The following is a 16,254-nucleotide window of genomic DNA, read 5'->3' on the forward strand; positions in this document are numbered from 1 at the left end:
GGTTGCGGGTCTCGGCGGCCTCGCGGCGGCGGTGGTCCTCCTCCGCGTACTGCTCGGCCTCCTGGCGCATCCGGTCGACCTCGTCCTTCGGCAGCGAGGAGCCGCCGGTGACGGTCATCTTCTGCTCCTTGCCCGTGCCGAGGTCCTTCGCGGTCACGTGCATGATGCCGTTGGCGTCGATGTCGAAGGAGACCTCGATCTGCGGGACACCGCGCGGGGCCGGCGGCAGACCGGTCAGCTCGAACATGCCGAGCTTCTTGTTGTACGCCGCGATCTCGCGCTCGCCCTGGTACACCTGGATCTGCACGGAGGGCTGGTTGTCCTCGGCGGTGGTGAAGATCTCGGACCGCTTGGTCGGGATCGTCGTGTTCCGCTCGATGAGCTTGGTCATGATGCCGCCCTTGGTCTCGATACCGAGGGACAGCGGGGTCACGTCGAGGAGCAGGACGTCCTTGACCTCACCCTTGAGCACACCGGCCTGGAGCGAGGCGCCGATGGCGACGACCTCGTCCGGGTTCACACCCTTGTTGGCCTCCTTGCCGCCGGTCAGCTCCTTGACGAGCTCGGCGACGGCGGGCATGCGGGTGGAGCCGCCGACGAGGACGACGTGGTCGATCTCGCCGAGCTGGATGCCGGCGTCCTTGATGACGTTGTGGAACGGCGTCTTGCAGCGCTCCAGGAGGTCCGCGGTCAGCTGCTGGAACTGGGCGCGGGTGAGCTTCTCGTCGAGGTGCAGGGGGCCCTCGGCGGAGGCGGTGATGTAGGGCAGGTTGATCGAGGTCTCCGTGGAGGAGGACAGCTCGATCTTGGCCTTCTCGGCGGCCTCGCGGAGGCGCTGCAGGGCCATCTTGTCCTTGCCGAGGTCCACACCGTGGCCGGCCGCGAACTGCTTGACCAGGTAGTCGACGACGCGCTGGTCCCAGTCGTCACCACCGAGGTGGTTGTCGCCGTTGGTGGCCTTCACCTCGACGACGCCGTCGCCGATCTCCAGGAGGGACACGTCGAAGGTGCCGCCACCGAGGTCGAAGACGAGGATCGTCTGGTCGTCCTTGTCGAGGCCGTAGGCGAGCGCGGCCGCGGTGGGCTCGTTCACGATGCGCAGGACGTTCAGACCGGCGATCTCGCCGGCCTCCTTCGTCGCCTGGCGCTCGGAGTCGTTGAAGTAGGCCGGGACGGTGATGACCGCGTCGGTCACCTTCTCGCCCAGGTAGGCCTCGGCGTCGCGCTTGAGCTTCTGCAGGATGAAGGCGGAGATCTGCTGGGGGTTGAAGTCCTTCCCGTCCAGCTGGATCTTCCAGTCGGTGCCCATGTGACGCTTCACGGACCGGATGGTCCGGTCCACGTTGGTGACCGCCTGGCGCTTGGCGACCTCGCCGACCAGAACCTCGCCGTTCTTCGCGAAGGCGACGACGGACGGCGTGGTCCGGGCACCCTCGGCGTTGGTGATGACGGTGGGCTCGCCGCCTTCAAGAACGCTGACGACGGAGTTAGTCGTGCCCAGGTCGATGCCGACCGCACGTGCCATGGTGATTTCCTCCAGCTGACTTGAGTGGAACGGACTCAAGTATGCATCAAGCCTCGCCCGGGGTCAACAGACCTGAGTGGAGCAGACTCAAGTCTTATCCGTTCCTTACACGCAAGTGCCCGCTGACCTGCGTCGATACGGCGTTCCTGGGCCCGTACACCGGCACCCGAAGGAGTAGCAGCACGATGCTGAAGGTGACGCAGGCGACGCAGGTGGCGCCGGTCCGGCCGACCCAGCCGCCGTGCACGAGCACCGCGACGAGTACCGCGGCGAAGGACGCGACGCCGAGGACCACGGTTGCCCGCTGCGAGGTGAACCCGAGCCGCCGCAGCCGGTGCGCGAGGTGGTCGGGCCCGCGCCGCAGCACCGGGCGCCCGGCGAGGAGCCGCGACAGCACGACGAGCAGGACGTCGGCGCTCGCCACGGCGGTGAGCGCGAACAGCACGCCCGCGCTGGCCGCGGGGTCGTAGCCGGACCGGGTGACCAGCGCGGCCGCGGCCAGCACGAACCCGGTGAACAGCGAGCCGGTGGCGCCGAGGGCGATCCGCGCGGGAGCCCAGTTGTGGAGCAGGAAGCCGGTGAGCGCGGCCGCGAGCACGCTCAGCAGCACGGCGAGCCCGTCCATCACCTCGGCGGCGGCGCAGGCCCCGACCCCGAAGGCGGTCACCACCCCGACGGTCCCGGCCAGGCCGTCCGCGTGGTCGAGCCCCTTGAAGGCGACGGCGACGAAGGCGATCCAGCCCGCGCCGAGCACCCCGCCGACGATCCCGAACTCGCCGTACGGCACCACGCACGCGGCCGCCACCGCCGTACCGAACAGCAGGAACCGCGTCTTGAGCCGCCACACGTCGGCGACCACCCCGAGCAGCGCCACGGCTCCCCCGGCGGCCACCAGCTCCCCGACGCCGGTGCCCAGCGGGGCGACCCCGGTCCAGTCGCCGGCGAACGCGACCAGGCAGGTGGCACCGACCACCGCGAGCCCGCCCAGCGCGGGCACCCGCCGGGTCCGCCGCCGGTCGACGAGCCCGAGCCGCAGGGCACACGGGCGGATCAGCGCGGCGAGGAAGGCGGCGAGCAGGAAGGCGGTGGTGGCGGCGACGATCCCGTAGAGCACGGGTCCAAATTAGACCTAAATGTAACAATTATGTACGAATAACACGATCGGGTTGGGGCGTACCGCCCAGGCGGACCTCAGCGATCCAGATCACCCCGCACCTGGCTACAGTGCGGGTAAAGATGCGGGTAGTCTCGAACGAACTGCATAAGTTACCGCTTAGTAATTTCGGGAACCCTCTGCGAAGAGACCCGAAGAGACCACCCCTCGCAGGCCCGAGGAGCCCCCATGCAACTCGCCGCGATCATCGTGTCGCTGGTTCTGATCGTGGTTGGCGTGGCGTTGTTCGCCCGCGCCGTCCTGCAGATCTACAACTTCATGCGGCTCGGCCAGAACGTGCCCGCCGGCACCCGTACCGACGAGCCCGTCCAGCGGACCGTCACGGTGGTCAGGGAGTTCCTCGGCCACACCCGGATGAACCGCTGGGGCATCGTCGGCGTGGCGCACTGGTTCGTCGCGGTCGGCTTCTTCTCCCTCCTCCTGACGATCGTCAACGCCGTCGGCCAGCTGTTCCAGGCCGACTGGATCCTGCCGGTCATCGGCGACTGGGCGCCGTACAACGTCTTCGTCGAATTCATCGGCACCATGACGGTGCTCGGCATCCTGGTGCTGATCGCGATCCGCCAACTGAGCAAGCCGAACCGGCCGGGCCGCAAGTCCCGCTTCGCCGGCTCCAACTTCGGCCAGGCGTACTTCGTCGAGACGGTCATCCTGATCGTCGGCGTCTGCATCTTCACGCTGCACGCGCTGGAGGGCGCACAGCACCACGTGGACTCCTACGAGGCGTCGTTCTTCATCTCGTACCCGGTGGTGTCCTGGTTCCGGGGCATGGACGTCTCCACGCTGCAGAACCTCACCTACTTCTTCGCCGGCCTGAAGATCGCGACCTCCTTCATCTGGATGATCGTGGTCGCCCTCAAGACCGACATGGGCGTCGCCTGGCACCGCTTCCTCGCCTTCCCGAACATCTGGTTCAAGCGGAACGCGACGGGTGAGACCTCGCTGGGCGCGCTGCTCCCGATGACCTCGGGCGGCAAGCCGATCGACTTCACCGACCCGGGCGAGGACGACGTCTTCGGCGTCTCGCAGGTCGAGCAGTTCTCCTGGAAGGGCCTCCTCGACTTCTCGACCTGCACCGAGTGCGGTCGCTGCCAGTCGCAGTGCCCGGCCTGGAACACCGGCAAGCCGCTCTCCCCGAAGCTGCTGATCATGTCCCTGCGGGACAACGCGCACGCCAAGGCGCCCTACCTGCTGGCCGGCGGCGGCAAGACCGCCGAGGGCGAGGAGAAGGGCTCCGAGGAGCAGCTCGCCCAGGTGCCCGCCGCGGCCCTCGCCGAGGCCGAGCGGCCGCTGATCGGCACCGCCGAGGAGAACGGCGTCATCGACCCGGACGTGCTGTGGTCCTGCACCACCTGCGGCGCCTGCGTCGAGCAGTGCCCGGTGGACATCGAGCACGTCGACCACATCGTCGACATGCGCCGCTACCAGGTGATGATCGAGTCCGCGTTCCCGTCCGAGGCGGGCACGATGCTCAAGAACCTGGAGAAGAAGGGCAACCCCTGGGGCCTGGCGAAGAAGCAGCGCCTGGAGTGGCTCAAGGAGGTCGACTTCGAGGTCCCGGTCGTCGGCAAGGACATCGAGGACCTCACCGAGGTCGAGTACCTGTACTGGGTCGGCTGCGCGGGCTCCCTCGAGGACCGCGCCAAGAAGACCACCAAGGCCTTCGCCGAGCTGCTGCACATCGCGGGCGTCAAGTTCGCGATCATGGGCGGCGACGAGAAGTGCACCGGCGACTCCGCCCGCCGCCTGGGCAACGAGCCCCTGTTCCAGGAGCTCGGCATGGAGAACGTCATGGCGCTGAACACGGCGTTCGGCGAGGAGCTGGACGACGACGGCAAGGTCACGGCGGAGTCGAAGAAGCCCAGGTCGGCCAAGAAGATCGTCGCCACCTGCCCGCACTGCCTCAACACCATCGGCAACGAGTACCCGCAGCTCGGCGGCGACTACGAGGTCATCCACCACACCCAGCTGCTCCAGCACCTGGTGGACGAGGGCAAGCTGGTCCCGGTCACCCCGGTCGAGGGCATCATCACGTACCACGACCCCTGCTACCTGGGCCGCCACAACAAGATCTACACGCCCCCGCGCGAGATCATCGCGAAGGTCCCGGGTCTCAGGAACGAGGAGATGCACCGCCACAAGGAGCGCGGCTTCTGCTGCGGCGCCGGCGGTGCGCGGATGTGGATGGAGGAGCGGATCGGCAAGCGCATCAACAACGAGCGCGTCGACGAGGCCCTCTCCCTCAACCCCGACATCGTCTCCACCGCCTGCCCGTTCTGCCTGGTCATGCTGACCGACTCGGTCAACGGCAAGAAGAACGAGGGCAAGGCCAAGGAGTCCGTCCAGGTGGTGGACGTGGCCCAGCTGCTCCTCGACTCGGTGAAGACCCCGGTGGACCCGGCGGGCGCCGCCGAGCAGGAGAGCGAGCCGGAGCCGGAGCCGGTGAAGTAGTCCGCACGGCCGTCACGGCGCCCCGTGCCCTCACCGGGCACGGGGCGCCGTCGTGTGTGCGGGGCGGGACTGCACCAGGTGCCCCGTACGCCCGGACGCCGGCCACCGGTCGCCTTACTCGAAGCCGCGGGCTGCCGCACCGGAGCGATCGCGCCGAGCAGGTGTCGTCGTCCGGCGTCCGAGCGGCCTTCGCCTCCCGCCCGTGCGGAGGCCGGCCGGACGCGTCCGTACCCCGGACGGCCCTCTCCTGCTCGCGGGCGCGCGCCGGGGCGGTTCGGCTGGCAGGAAGGGCCGGATCGAGCGGGAGGTACGGGTGACGGAGGACAGCGCGCACGGCGGCGGTGCCGGGGACCGGTCCGACGACGTGCGGGAACTGCGGGCCCGGGTCGCGGCCCTGGAGAGCGAACGGGCCCGGCCGCCCCGGCACCACGCCAGGTCGCTGCTCGCCGCCGTCCTGATCTTGGTGGGCTGCCTGCTCGCCCCGCTCGCCGTGGTCGCCTCGTGGGCGGCCGACCAGGTGGGTGACACCGACCGTTACGTCAGCACGGTCGCCCCGCTCGCCTCGAACGCGGACGTGCAGAACGCCGTGGCCAACCGGGCCACCGACGCCCTCATGTCCCACCTCGACCTGCCCGCCCTGCTCGCCGACGTGGCCCCCGCGGACCGGCCCCGTCTGCAGCAGGCGCTGGGCGGCAGACTCGGCGACGCGCTCGAGGGGGCCGTCCGCAGCTTCGTCCACGACAAGGCCCGCCAGGTCGCCGCGTCCGACGCGTTCCGGACCGTCTGGACCGACGCCAACCGCCGGATCCACAGCAGCCTCGACAAGGCCCTCACCGGCAGCGGCGGCGGCGCGGTGCAGCTGACGAACGACAGCGTCACCCTCGACATCGGCCCCGTCGTGGACCAGGTCAAGCAGCGCCTCGTCGACGCCGGGCTGACCCCCGCCGAGCACATCCCCGCCGTGCACACGGACTTCACCCTGGCCAGGTCCGACCAGGTCGGCAAGGTCAAGACCTACGTACGGCTGCTGCAGCTCGCCGGGAACTGGCTGCCCGTGCTGGCCGTGCTGCTGGTCGCCGCCGGGGTACTGCTCGCGGTACGGCGGCGCCGGGCCCTGGTGGCGGGCTGCCTCGCGGTCGCCGTCACCACCGGGCTGCTCGGCATCGGGCTGCGCGTGTTCCGCGTGTTCTACCTGGACCGGCTGCCCGCCGGCGTCTCCCCGGGCGCGGCGGCCGCCGTGTACGACGCGCTGACCCACTTCCTGCGCACCGGCGTGCGCGTGGTGGTGGCCCTGGCCGTCGTCGTCGCCCTGGCCGCCTGGCTCTCCGGCCCCGGCCGGTACGCCGGGCTGGTCCGGGGCCTGTGGGCGTCCGGCATCGGCGCGGTACGGGGCACCGCCGACCGCGCCGGGCTGCGCACCGGGCCGGTCGGCCCCTTCGTCCGCCGCTTCCGCGTCTGGATCACCTGGGTCCTGGTGGCCGTGGCGGTACTGGTCTACCTCCTGTGGCCTTACCCCACCGGCTGGGTCGTGGTCGGCATCGCCCTGTGCCTGCTGTTCGCCCTGGCCGTGACGGAGTTCCTCGCCACCGAACAGCCCGCGGCCGAAGGCTGGGGGTAGGCCGACATCACCGGCCCGCTACTCGAGTCCGATCGCGGCACACGCCGACCGGTACTTCGGGGTGCAGATCTGGGCGACGGTGTAGACGCCGTCCGCGATCACCGTGTCCTTGATGTTGTCCTTCGTGAGGGCGACCACCGGGACGAGCGTCGCGGGGACGTCCTTCTCGGTCGGGCTGTCGACCTTGTCCTGGGCCAGCGCGTCGTACTGGATGTCGCGGCCCTGCACCTTGTACACCGCCATCTGCGCGGCGTCGGTGGCCTCGTCGAGGAACGACTTGTACACGGTCATGTACTGCTCGCCCGAGACGACCCGCTGCACCGCGTCCAGGTTCGCGTCCTGCCCGGTCACCGGGGGGATCGTGGTGGCGCCCGCCGCCTTGAGCGTGTCGATGACGGCGCCGGCCATGCCGTCGTTGGCCGAGTAGACGGCGGCGATGTTCTTCAGGCCCACCGCCCGGATCGCCTTCTTCATGTTCGCCCCGGCGACCGCGGGCGACCACTTGTCGGTGTCGTACTCCTCGGCGATGCGGACCTTGTTCTTCAGCTCGCCGAGGGCGCCCTTCTTGAAACTCGCCGTGTTCGGGTCCGCGGGGTCGCCGTTCATCATGACGACCTCGCTGGTCGCCGCCCTGCCGCCGAGCGCCCCGAGGATGGCGCGGCCCTGGACCTCGCCGACGAGTTCGTTGTCGTGCGAGACGTACGCGTCGATCGGGCCCTGCGCGAGCCGGTCGTAGGCGATGACGGGGATGCCGGCGGCCTTCGCCTTCCGGACGTCCGGTGCGATGGCCTTGGCGTCTGCCGGAACTGCCGGCTCTGGGTGGCCGGGCTCGCCTCGGCGTTGGCGTAGTCGACCTTGCCCTTGCCGTGGGTGAGGGAGGCGACCTCCTTCTCGATGATGGGGCGGTCGAAGTTCTCGAACCGTGCGGTGTCCTTGTCGGGCAGCAGCAGCCCGACCGTGATGTCGTCGCCCTTCTTCGCGGACGCGGAGTCGCCGCTCCCGCCGATGCCGTCGACGACGCCGCACGCGCTGAGCGCGAGGGCGGACGCGGAGGCGGCCAGGGTGATGGCGAGGCGGGGCAGGGGGATCCCGCGGAGGATGGGAACGCTCACATCAGGCGCCTTCCGGGTGGGGGGAGCGTCATGCGCAACCGATGGTGTGAACGAAGCAAACGCGCCGCGGCCGGATACGTCAAGACGTATGGACAACACGGCAGTTGACAGCCGCGCCGCACGCCGCCCGACGGCACCCGATGGAAGGCCGTTCTACCAGTTCAGGCCAGCAGAGCGGGAGTTGGGAAGGGCAGAGGGGCCAGGGATCGGGGAGGGATGGCAGCCCTGGCGGGCAACGGGCCGCCCACGCCCCGGACTTCACCAGGTCTTCGCAGTTGCTACCTCGCCTTCACAGTCACCGTGCCGACCGGACGAGATCTCAAGGCATCTCAGGAAGCGCTTACGGCCGGACACGGCAAACGGCCCGGGTGCGGGACCCGGGCCGTTTGCCGTGCGGTGGCGGTGGGTGTCAGGGCTTCTGCTTGACGAGGGCCGGGACGAAGCGCAGGGCGTCCACGGTGCCGACGCCGGTGGCGAGGTCGTAGCCGTTGACCGCCTTGTAGCCGGTCACGCCCTGGTAGCTGTTGTCCGTGCCGTCGTTGACGTCCACGATGCCGGTGAGCTTGGAGCGGTAGGAGGAGAGGTCGTACAGCCGCTTCTGGATGTTGCCCAGCCGGTGGCCCGCGGCCTGGTCGGCGAGGGCGACTATGCCCGCGAAGAGCGGGGTGGCCTCGCTGGTGCCGCCGCTGACGTCCCAGCCGGTGGCGGTCGGGTCGAAGCTGGAGTAGATCCAGGCGCCGCCGTCGACCGCGGCGGACATCGAGATGTCCGGGGTGCCGCGGCGGGTGCCGACCACCTTCTTCACGCCGTTCTGGAAGGACGGGCGGGTGAACACGTGGGACTGCCCGCCGCCGCCGGAGCCGTAGTCGTTGTAGGCGCTGTCCGGCTTGACGCGGTTGCCCTTGTCGTCGAGGTGGAGCTGGGTGCCGCCGACGGAGGTGACCAACGGGTCCGAGGAGGGCCAGGAGTTGACGCGCTTCTTGTAGTACGTCTTGCCGTCCGCCTGGAGGTCGGTGGCGCCGCCGTCGCCGGAGGCGGCGAGCACGGTGACGTGCTTGCGGTTCGCGTCCTGGAAGGCGTACCGGAGCTTCTTGATGCTGGAGAAGTCGCCCTTGGCGAAGCCGGGGAAGGTGTTCTCGGTGGCGCCGAAGCTCTGGCTGATGACGTCGCCGACACCGTGGTCGATCATGTACTTCTCGGCGTTCATCATCTCCGGCAGACCGGTGGTTCCCTCGGTCTCGGAGACGGCCGTCTCGACGACGACGATCTTCGCGGCGGGCGCCACCGCGTGCGCCATCTCGACGTCCAGGGTGGTCTCGCCGGCCCAGCCGGTCATGTCGGAGTTCTTGGGGTCGAAGGCGGGCACGTGCCCCCACTTGACGACCTTCACCTTGGTGCTGGGCAGCCCGAACTGCCTGCTGTAGACGTCGAGGTCGTGCTGGACGGTCGGCGAACCGTACGAGTCGACGATGACGATGGTGCGCCCCTTGCCCGTGACGCCCTTGCGGTAGAGGGCGTTCAGGTCGTACGCGGTGCGGTACTGGAGCGGGGTGTAGCAGTTGATCTGCCACTTGGCCTGGCACTGCGCGTCGGAGAGCGGGCTGCTCACGCGGTGCGCCAGGGTGTGCCCGACGACGGCCGGTACCGCGAGGGTGTGCGGTGCGGCGACGGGCGCGGCGGCCGTGAGCGCGGTGGCCGCGAGAGCGGCGACGGACGTGGCAGCCGCGACGCCCCGCCCGGTGCGGGCTGTCTGCATGGATCCCCCTGGGGTACGGAGTCTCACGAAGTGATCTCGGAGTGGTCTTCGCGCATCCCACCGGAGGAGTCATGCACAGATCAAGTGTGTTGAACCGACAATGCCGAACCCTTTACCCTGCGTTATCCCGCGATTAGCCTTCGAGCCGTCGAGAACAGAGCTGGAACCCCGGTAGCGGTCTTTCCGTCTTCCCTCGTCGAACAGGACCTCACCCTTCCCCAACCTCTAGCAAATCGGCCGGGACTTGAGACACACACCACTGAGACCCTGGGCCGTGGCGGCTGCCACGGCCTTCGCGTTCCTCGTCGCACTGGAGGCGGCCGCACGTCACTACGGCCTGCCCGGGCCGCTCACCAACCAGGCCCGCGAGGTGATATGCGCCCCCAAGTCCGGCTTCCTGCTCTACGCCGGGCTGGCGCTGACGATGGTGGTGCTCACCTGGCGGCAGCGGTTCGCCGCCCTCGGCGCCGCGATCGGCATCGACCTCGCCTTCGCGGCGGGCCGGTGGGCGACCGGTGCCGAGGTCGCCCCCGGCCAGCCGTTCGGCAACGGCGCCCTGTGGGTGCTGCTCGGCTGTGCGGTCGTCGCCGTGACCCGCCGCACCGGCCCGGAACGCGTCCTGCTGCTCAAGGGCGTCGGTCTCGGCCTGCTGCTGGTGACCGGCCGCAAGACCGGCGACACCTGGCTGCTCATCACCTCCAAGACCCGTCCGACGGTGCTCGACCAGTACGTGGCCACCGCCGACCACGCCCTGGGCAACCCGTCGTGGCTGGCAGGCCGGATCGTCACCGCCACCGGCCCGGTCGGCTTCAACCTCCTCGACGTCGTCTACGGCCAGCTCGCCGTGGCCGCGGTCGCCGTCGCGCTCTACCAGCTGCGCGGCGTGGCGACCGACCGCCGCTTCCCGCGCCACCACCTGGTCCGCACCTTCCTGGTGATAGGCCTGCTCGGACCGGCCGTCTACATGATCTTCCCGGTGGTCGGACCGGTCTTCGCCTACGGCACCGGCGCCGACCACTGGGCGTCGGTCAGCCTCTGGCCGGAGCGGCCGCCGCACGGCCACTGGCCGGCACCCGACCTGTGGCCGCGCACGGTGCCGCGGATCACCGCCCCGCACCCCGTGCCGTACGACGGTTTCACCCCGCGGAACTGCATGCCCAGCCTGCACACGGCGTGGGCCACCGCGATCTTCGTGCACTCCCGGCGGGGCCCCCGGGCGCTGCGCTGGGCGGGCACGTTCTGGCTGGCCGCCACCGTCGCCGCGACGCTGGGCTTCGGCTACCACTACGGCGCGGACCTCCTCGCCGGCGCGGTGTTCGCGCTCACGGTCGAGGCGGGCCTGCGCACGTTCGACCGCGACCTGGACCGCTCCGGCATCCGGCTGGTCGCCCACGGCACGACGGTCTTCGTCGCGCTCCTGGCCTCCTACCGCTGGCTGCCGCTGGAGATGGCCACCCACCCCTGGGTGGCCGGTCCGCTGCTCGTGCTGGCGGCGGCCTCGGTGGTCCACCACTACGTGCGGACCGTCAACCGCTGGGACCCACGGACCGAGCCGGCGGCGCGACGGCCGGCCCCGCACCCCGAGCTCGTCTGAAGCGGCGCGGGCGGCCGCGTATCACCGCGGCCCCCCGGGGGAACTCGGCGGGCAGCGGGGTCCGAGGCGTTTTCCCCGGTGAGGGAGGCAGGCCATGGCGCGTTCCGATGGTGCCCGGGAGGCGGTCGCCAGGGCGCTGAACGCCCTCGGCGCGGGCGCCTACCTCACGGACGAACAGGGCTCGATCGTCGCCGTCAACACGCGCGGCGAACAGCTCCTCGACCGGCCCGCCTCCGGTCTCGTCGGCCAGGACGCCCACGACCTGCTGCACCGCAACAGCTGCGGGGAGCCGGTGCCGAGGGCCCAGTGCCGGATCCGGGCCAGCATCCTCGCCGGACACACGGACCAGGGCGGCGACGAGTGGCTGGAGCGCGGCGACGGGACGCTGCTGCCGGTGGCGTGGCTGTCCACCCCCTGCGACATCGGCCTCACCCCGTCGGCCACGCTCGTCCTCTTCCACCCCTCCGGCCGCGCCGGGCGCCCCGCCCAGCGTCCGCCGGCCGGCGGGCGGCTCTCCGAACTGGAACGGCTCGCCCTGCTCGCCGAGACGACCACCCTGCTCACCTCCACCCTCGACATCCACGAGGCGCTGCGCCGCCTGATCCACCTCGTGGTGCCGCGCCTCGCCGACTGGGCCGTCATCGACCTGATCCAGGAGCAGGGCGAGGTGTGGCGCTTCGCCGTCGCCCATGCCGAGGGGGGCACCGTGGTGTTCCGGGACGACCTCCAGGGGCCCATGCCACCGGTGCCGCAGGAGTCGCCGATGCCGCTGTCCCGCGCCCTGCGCGGCGTCGCGTCCTCCCTCGCCGGTCCGGAGACCTACCAGGGGCCGCCCGACTCCGGCATCGCGGTGGAGCAGCGGCACCTGTTCGCGGTGACCGGGATGCACGCGGCGGTCGTGGTCCCGCTGCGCAGCCTGCACGAGGTGCTGGGCGCCCTCACCCTCGGCCGGGCCGAGCAGCCGGAGCGGTTCACCGCGACCGAGGTGGCCCTGCTGGAGGACATCGCCCGCCGGGCCAGCCTCGCCCTGGAGAACGCGCGCCTCTACCAGCGCCAGCGCAAGGTCGCCGAGACCATGCAGCGCCATCTGCTGCCCAAGCTCCCGCACTCGCCCATGCACAACATGACCGCCCGCTACCTGCCCGCCCCGGACGCCTCCCAGGTCGGCGGCGACTGGTACGACGCGTTCACCCTGCCGGACGGGGCCACCGCGCTCGCCATCGGCGACGTGGTCGGCCACGACCTGGACGCGGCGGCCGGCATGGCCCAGCTGCGCAACATGCTCCGCGCGTACGCCCTGTCCCAGCAGAAGCCGCCCAGCAAGATCGTGGAGTGGCTGGACCAGGCGACGCGGGAGATCGCGGAGGTCTCCATCGCCACGCTGGTCTTCGCCCGCATGACGGAGATCGGCGCCGGCCGCTGCGAGCTGTCCTGGACCAACGCCGGCCACCCGCCCCCGCTGCTGGTCACCCGCGAGGGCGTGGCCCGGTACCTGACCGACGGGCACGGCATCCTGCTGGGCGTCACGCCCGAGCGGGTCCGCCCCGACGCGACGGCGGAGCTGCCGCCCGGGGCGACCCTGCTCCTCTACACCGACGGCCTCGTCGAGTCCCCCCGGCACGGCCTGGACGAGGGCATGAACCGCCTGCGACGCCATGCCGCGGCCCTCGCCCAGCGCCCGCTGGAGTCCTTCACGGACCAGCTGCTGGCCCGGGCCCGCCCGCCGGACAACGACGACGACGTGGCTCTCCTGGCCGTACGGCACACGCGGTGCTGAGGCGCCGCCCGGTCCGTGCGGATGCGGGGCCCCCGGGGCCCAGGCCCGAGGCGCTGCTCGCGGGTCAGGACGCCGGGTAGGTGATCACCAGCATGGTGACGCCGTCCGGCGCGGTCCAGGGGCCGTGCGGCATGCCGGGCGGACGGCAGGCGTACATGCCGGCGGTGAAGGTCCGGTCCAGCGTCAGGTCGTGCAGGGCGCCCTCGACGAGGTAGACCTCCTCCCAGAAGTCGTGGCGGGTCACCCCGTCCGCCGAGGTGTCCGTGCCCGGGGCCCAGCGGACCAGCGCGGTACGGGACCCGTGCTCGGGGTCGTCGGCCAGGACGCGCTCCTCGACCCCCGGACCGGCGCCGGCCGGGGTCCGCCACGGTCCGCCGGGGACATGGAACTCCAGCTCGGGCTTGCCCACCGCACCGCCTCCGGTCTCGATCGCGGAACATCGACCGCTGGGCATACTTCTTGCCCGGGACCGCGGGCGCAACCTCCGCGCGAGGCCGGTCCGCCGACGGCGCCGTGCCGGTTCACGGCCCCGTGCCGAGCCACTGCTCGGTCCAGATGACCTTTCCGGCGGGGGTGTAGCGCGTCCCCCAGCGGTCGGCGAACTGGGCCACCAGGAAGAGGCCGCGGCCGCCCTCGTCCATGGTGGCGGCCCGGCGCAGGTGCGGGGAGACGCTCCTGCCGTCGGAGACCTCGCAGATGAGGCAGCGGTCGTGGATGAGGCGTACGCCGACGGGGCCCGTCGCGTGCCGGATGGCGTTGGTGACCAGCTCGCTCAGGATCAGCTCCAGGGTGAACGCCTCCTCCTTCAGGCCCCAGTCCCGCAGCAGCTCGGTGGCCGCGGCCCGGACCCCGGCGACGGCCGACGGATCGGCGGGCACGGTCCAGTACGCGGTGTGCCTGTCGTCCAGCGCCCGGGTGCGGGCGACGATCAGGGCCACGTCGTCCCGGGACGCCCCGGGCAGCATGGCGTCCATGGCCGCCTGGCACATCTGGTCCGGCGTGCGCCCCGCCACCGCCAGGGCCCGGCGCAGGCGCTCGATGCCCTCGTCGATGTCCTCGCGCCGGTCCTCGATCAGGCCGTCGGTGTAGAGCACGATGCCGCTGCCCTCGGGCAGCAGCACCTCGCCCGCCTCGTAGGGCATGCCGCCCAGCCCCAGCGGCGGCCCCACCGGTACGCCGGGCAGGTGCGCGTCGCCGTCCGGGGACACGATGACGGGTTCCAGGTGGCCCGCCCTGGCCATCGTGCACACCCGGGAGACCGGGTCGTAGATCGCGTACAGGCAGGTGGCGCCCGTGAGGGTGCTGGTGCCGTGCTCGCCGTCCCGGTCCTGGTCGATGCGGGTGACCAACTCGTCGAGGTGCCAGAGGAGTTCGTCGGGCGGCAGGTCGAGCGTCGAGAAGTTGTGCACGGCGGTGCGCAGTTGGCCCATGGTGGCGGCGGCGTGCAGTCCGTGCCCCACGACGTCGCCCACCACGACGGCGACGCGCGCCCCGGGCAGCGGTATCACGTCGAACCAGTCGCCTCCCACGCCGCCGAGCCCCGCCCCCGCCGGGAGGTAGCGGTACGCCACGTCGACCGCGTTCTGCTCCGGCAGGGCGTGCGGCAGGAGGCTGCGCTGCAGCGTGACCGCCATGGTGTGCTCCCGCGTGAAGCGGCGCGCGTTGTCGATGCTGGTCGCCGCGCGGGCGACCAGCTCCTCGGCGAGCGAGAGGTCCTCCCTGGTGAAGGCGGTCGGCTCCTTGGAACGCCAGAAGGTCGCCACGCCGAGGATCACGCCGCGGGCCCGCAGCGGGGCGGAGATCATGGAGTGGATGCCGTAGGCCACCAGCCGGCGCGCCCGGTCGGGGTCCTGGGCCTGCCAGCCGGAGAAGGCCGCCAGGTCGGACTCCAGCACCATCCGCCCGGAACCAAAACCCTCGCCCTGCGGGGTGAAGGGGTCGAAGTGGATGAGCGCGCCGGGCGGGCGGAGCGGCACGTCCTGCCGGATGCCGTGCAGGGCGACCCGGCGCAGCTCCGCCACGCCCGCCTCGTCCGTTTCCCCGCCGCTCAGCACGGTGTCGGCCAGGTCGACGGTGACGTAGTCGGCGAATCCGGGGACGGAGAACTCCGCCAGTTCCTCGGCGGTGCGCGTCACGTCGAGGGTGGTGCCGATGCGCAGCCCGGCGTCGTACAGCAGTGCGAGCCGTTCCTGGACCACCTCGATCCGGCCGGTCAGCGCGGTGAGTTCGGTGGTGTCCCGCAGGGTGGCGACCGAGCCGCCCGGTCCGCGGGGCGCGTCCATGGGGCACTGGCTGACGGCCAGCAGCCGGTCGCCGACCTCGATCACCTCGTCCGTGGCCGCCCTGCCGGACGCGAGGAGCTCCTCGGCCCTGGGGGCGATCCCCAGGTCGGTGACGGACCGGCCGTCCACATCGGCCGCGAGGCCCAGCAGGCGCCGCGCCTCGTCGTTGGCCAGCAGCAGCCGGCCCCCCGGGTCGACGATCAGGACGCCTTCGCGCACCGAGTGCAGAACGGCGTCGTGGTGCTCGTACATGCGCGTCATCTGGACCGGTCCCAGCCCCCGCGTCTGGCGGCGCAGGCGCCTGCCGACGAGTGCCGTGCCGCCGGTGGCGGCCGCGAGCGCCAGCCCCGTGCCCCCGAGGACGAGCGGCATCTGCCGGGCCGCCGCCAGGCTCACCCGGTGGACGGTGATGCCGGCGGAGACCAGCCCGAGGACCTTGCCCGCGGCGGTGGTCACGGGCACGACGGTGCGGACGGAGGGGCCGAGCGTCCCGGTCGTCGTCTCGGTGACGGTGCCGCCGCGCTGCGCCGCGCCGATGCTGCCGATGTAGCGGTGGCCGATCTCGGCGGGGTTCGGATGCGTGTAGCGGATGCCCTTGGGGCTCATCACGACGACGAAGTCCACGTGCGCGCGCCGACGGGTCTCCTCGGCCACCTTCTGGAGCTCGGCGGACGGACGGGCGCCGGTCAGCGCCTGCCGCACGGTGGGGTTCGCGGCGACGGAGGCGGCCACGGCCTGCGTGCGGTTGCGGGCCTCCCGCTCGGCGTCGGTCCGCGACTGCAGCAGGAGGGCGGCGACGGCCGTCGCCACGACGACCAGGACGACCGCGACCTGCAGCAGGAACATCTGACCGGCAACGCTGCGTATCCCGTACCAGGAGCGCACCTGCCGGAGCATGTGGTGCATAGGGGTCATATAACACCAAACCGCTATGTCTCCATCACCCCTGCGCCACATCCGCATAC

General features: G+C 71.4%; 9 protein-coding genes and 1 pseudogene. 4 read left to right on the forward strand and 6 right to left on the reverse strand.

What is annotated here, in order from left to right; genetic code table 11:
* Together dnaK and JF597_RS33765 are read right to left on the reverse strand one after the other, a co-directional pair.
* Window positions 1-1,525 (reverse strand): molecular chaperone DnaK (gene dnaK, locus JF597_RS33760; protein ID WP_294004086.1); only part of this gene is annotated, 1,525 nt, incomplete at its 3' end.
* Between the two features lie 94 nt (window positions 1,526-1,619).
* The gene (locus tag JF597_RS33765) at window positions 1,620-2,639 is read right to left on the reverse strand and encodes an MraY family glycosyltransferase (protein ID WP_294004089.1); all 1,020 of its coding nucleotides are present in this window, start codon (window positions 2,637-2,639) and stop codon (window positions 1,620-1,622) included.
* A gap of 228 nt (window positions 2,640-2,867) precedes the next feature.
* Here JF597_RS33765 and JF597_RS33770 point away from each other — a divergent pair, with 228 nt between their 5' ends.
* Together JF597_RS33770 and JF597_RS33775 are read left to right on the forward strand one after the other, a co-directional pair.
* Window positions 2,868-5,150 (forward strand): heterodisulfide reductase-related iron-sulfur binding cluster, encoded by a 2,283-nt coding sequence (locus JF597_RS33770; RefSeq protein WP_294004092.1) that lies wholly within the window; start codon window positions 2,868-2,870, stop codon window positions 5,148-5,150.
* Window positions 5,151-5,463: 313 nt separating this feature from the next.
* Window positions 5,464-6,768 (forward strand): hypothetical protein, encoded by a 1,305-nt coding sequence (locus JF597_RS33775; RefSeq protein ID WP_294004095.1) that lies wholly within the window; start codon window positions 5,464-5,466, stop codon window positions 6,766-6,768.
* An 18-nt stretch (window positions 6,769-6,786) separates the two neighbouring features.
* On the opposite strand, the pseudogene JF597_RS33780 reads toward JF597_RS33775, so the two are convergent.
* Window positions 6,787-7,850 (reverse strand): annotated as a pseudogene (locus JF597_RS33780) (substrate-binding domain-containing protein).
* A gap of 439 nt (window positions 7,851-8,289) precedes the next feature.
* The gene (locus JF597_RS33785) at window positions 8,290-9,636 is read right to left on the reverse strand and encodes a S53 family peptidase (protein WP_294004097.1); all 1,347 of its coding nucleotides are present in this window, start codon (window positions 9,634-9,636) and stop codon (window positions 8,290-8,292) included.
* A 274-nt stretch (window positions 9,637-9,910) separates the two neighbouring features.
* Here JF597_RS33785 and JF597_RS33790 point away from each other — a divergent pair, with 274 nt between their 5' ends.
* Window positions 9,911-11,230 carry a phosphatase PAP2 family protein gene (locus tag JF597_RS33790; RefSeq protein ID WP_294004100.1) on the forward strand — a complete coding sequence of 440 codons (1,320 nt, stop codon included), beginning with the start codon at window positions 9,911-9,913 and terminating at the stop codon, window positions 11,228-11,230.
* A gap of 94 nt (window positions 11,231-11,324) precedes the next feature.
* Window positions 11,325-13,007, forward strand: a complete 1,683-nt coding sequence (locus tag JF597_RS33795; RefSeq protein WP_294004103.1) for a SpoIIE family protein phosphatase — start codon at window positions 11,325-11,327, stop codon at window positions 13,005-13,007.
* Between the two features lie 64 nt (window positions 13,008-13,071).
* Here the strand turns inward: JF597_RS33795 and JF597_RS33800 are convergent, their stop codons facing one another.
* On the reverse strand, window positions 13,072-13,416 hold the full coding sequence (locus JF597_RS33800; protein WP_294004106.1) for a cupin domain-containing protein: 345 nt from the start codon (window positions 13,414-13,416) through the stop codon (window positions 13,072-13,074).
* Window positions 13,417-13,528: 112 nt separating this feature from the next.
* Entirely contained in the window at window positions 13,529-16,195 is a 2,667-nt protein-coding gene (locus JF597_RS33805; RefSeq protein ID WP_294004109.1) for a SpoIIE family protein phosphatase/ATP-binding protein, read from the reverse strand.
* Window positions 16,196-16,254 lie beyond the last annotated feature (59 nt).

It is taken from the genome of Streptomyces sp., from assembly GCF_019510245.1.
Lineage (GTDB): Bacteria > Actinomycetota > Actinomycetes > Streptomycetales > Streptomycetaceae > Streptomyces.

Coding starts and splice junctions, on each gene's coding strand:
- JF597_RS33770 (WP_294004092.1), top strand. CDS start 2,868: ATGCAACTCGCCGCGATCATCGTGTCGCTGGTTCTGATCGTGGTTGGC.
- JF597_RS33785 (WP_294004097.1), bottom strand. CDS start 9,636: ATGCAGACAGCCCGCACCGGGCGGGGCGTCGCGGCTGCCACGTCCGTC.
- JF597_RS33795 (WP_294004103.1), top strand. CDS start 11,325: ATGGCGCGTTCCGATGGTGCCCGGGAGGCGGTCGCCAGGGCGCTGAAC.
- JF597_RS33805 (WP_294004109.1), bottom strand. CDS start 16,195: ATGCACCACATGCTCCGGCAGGTGCGCTCCTGGTACGGGATACGCAGC.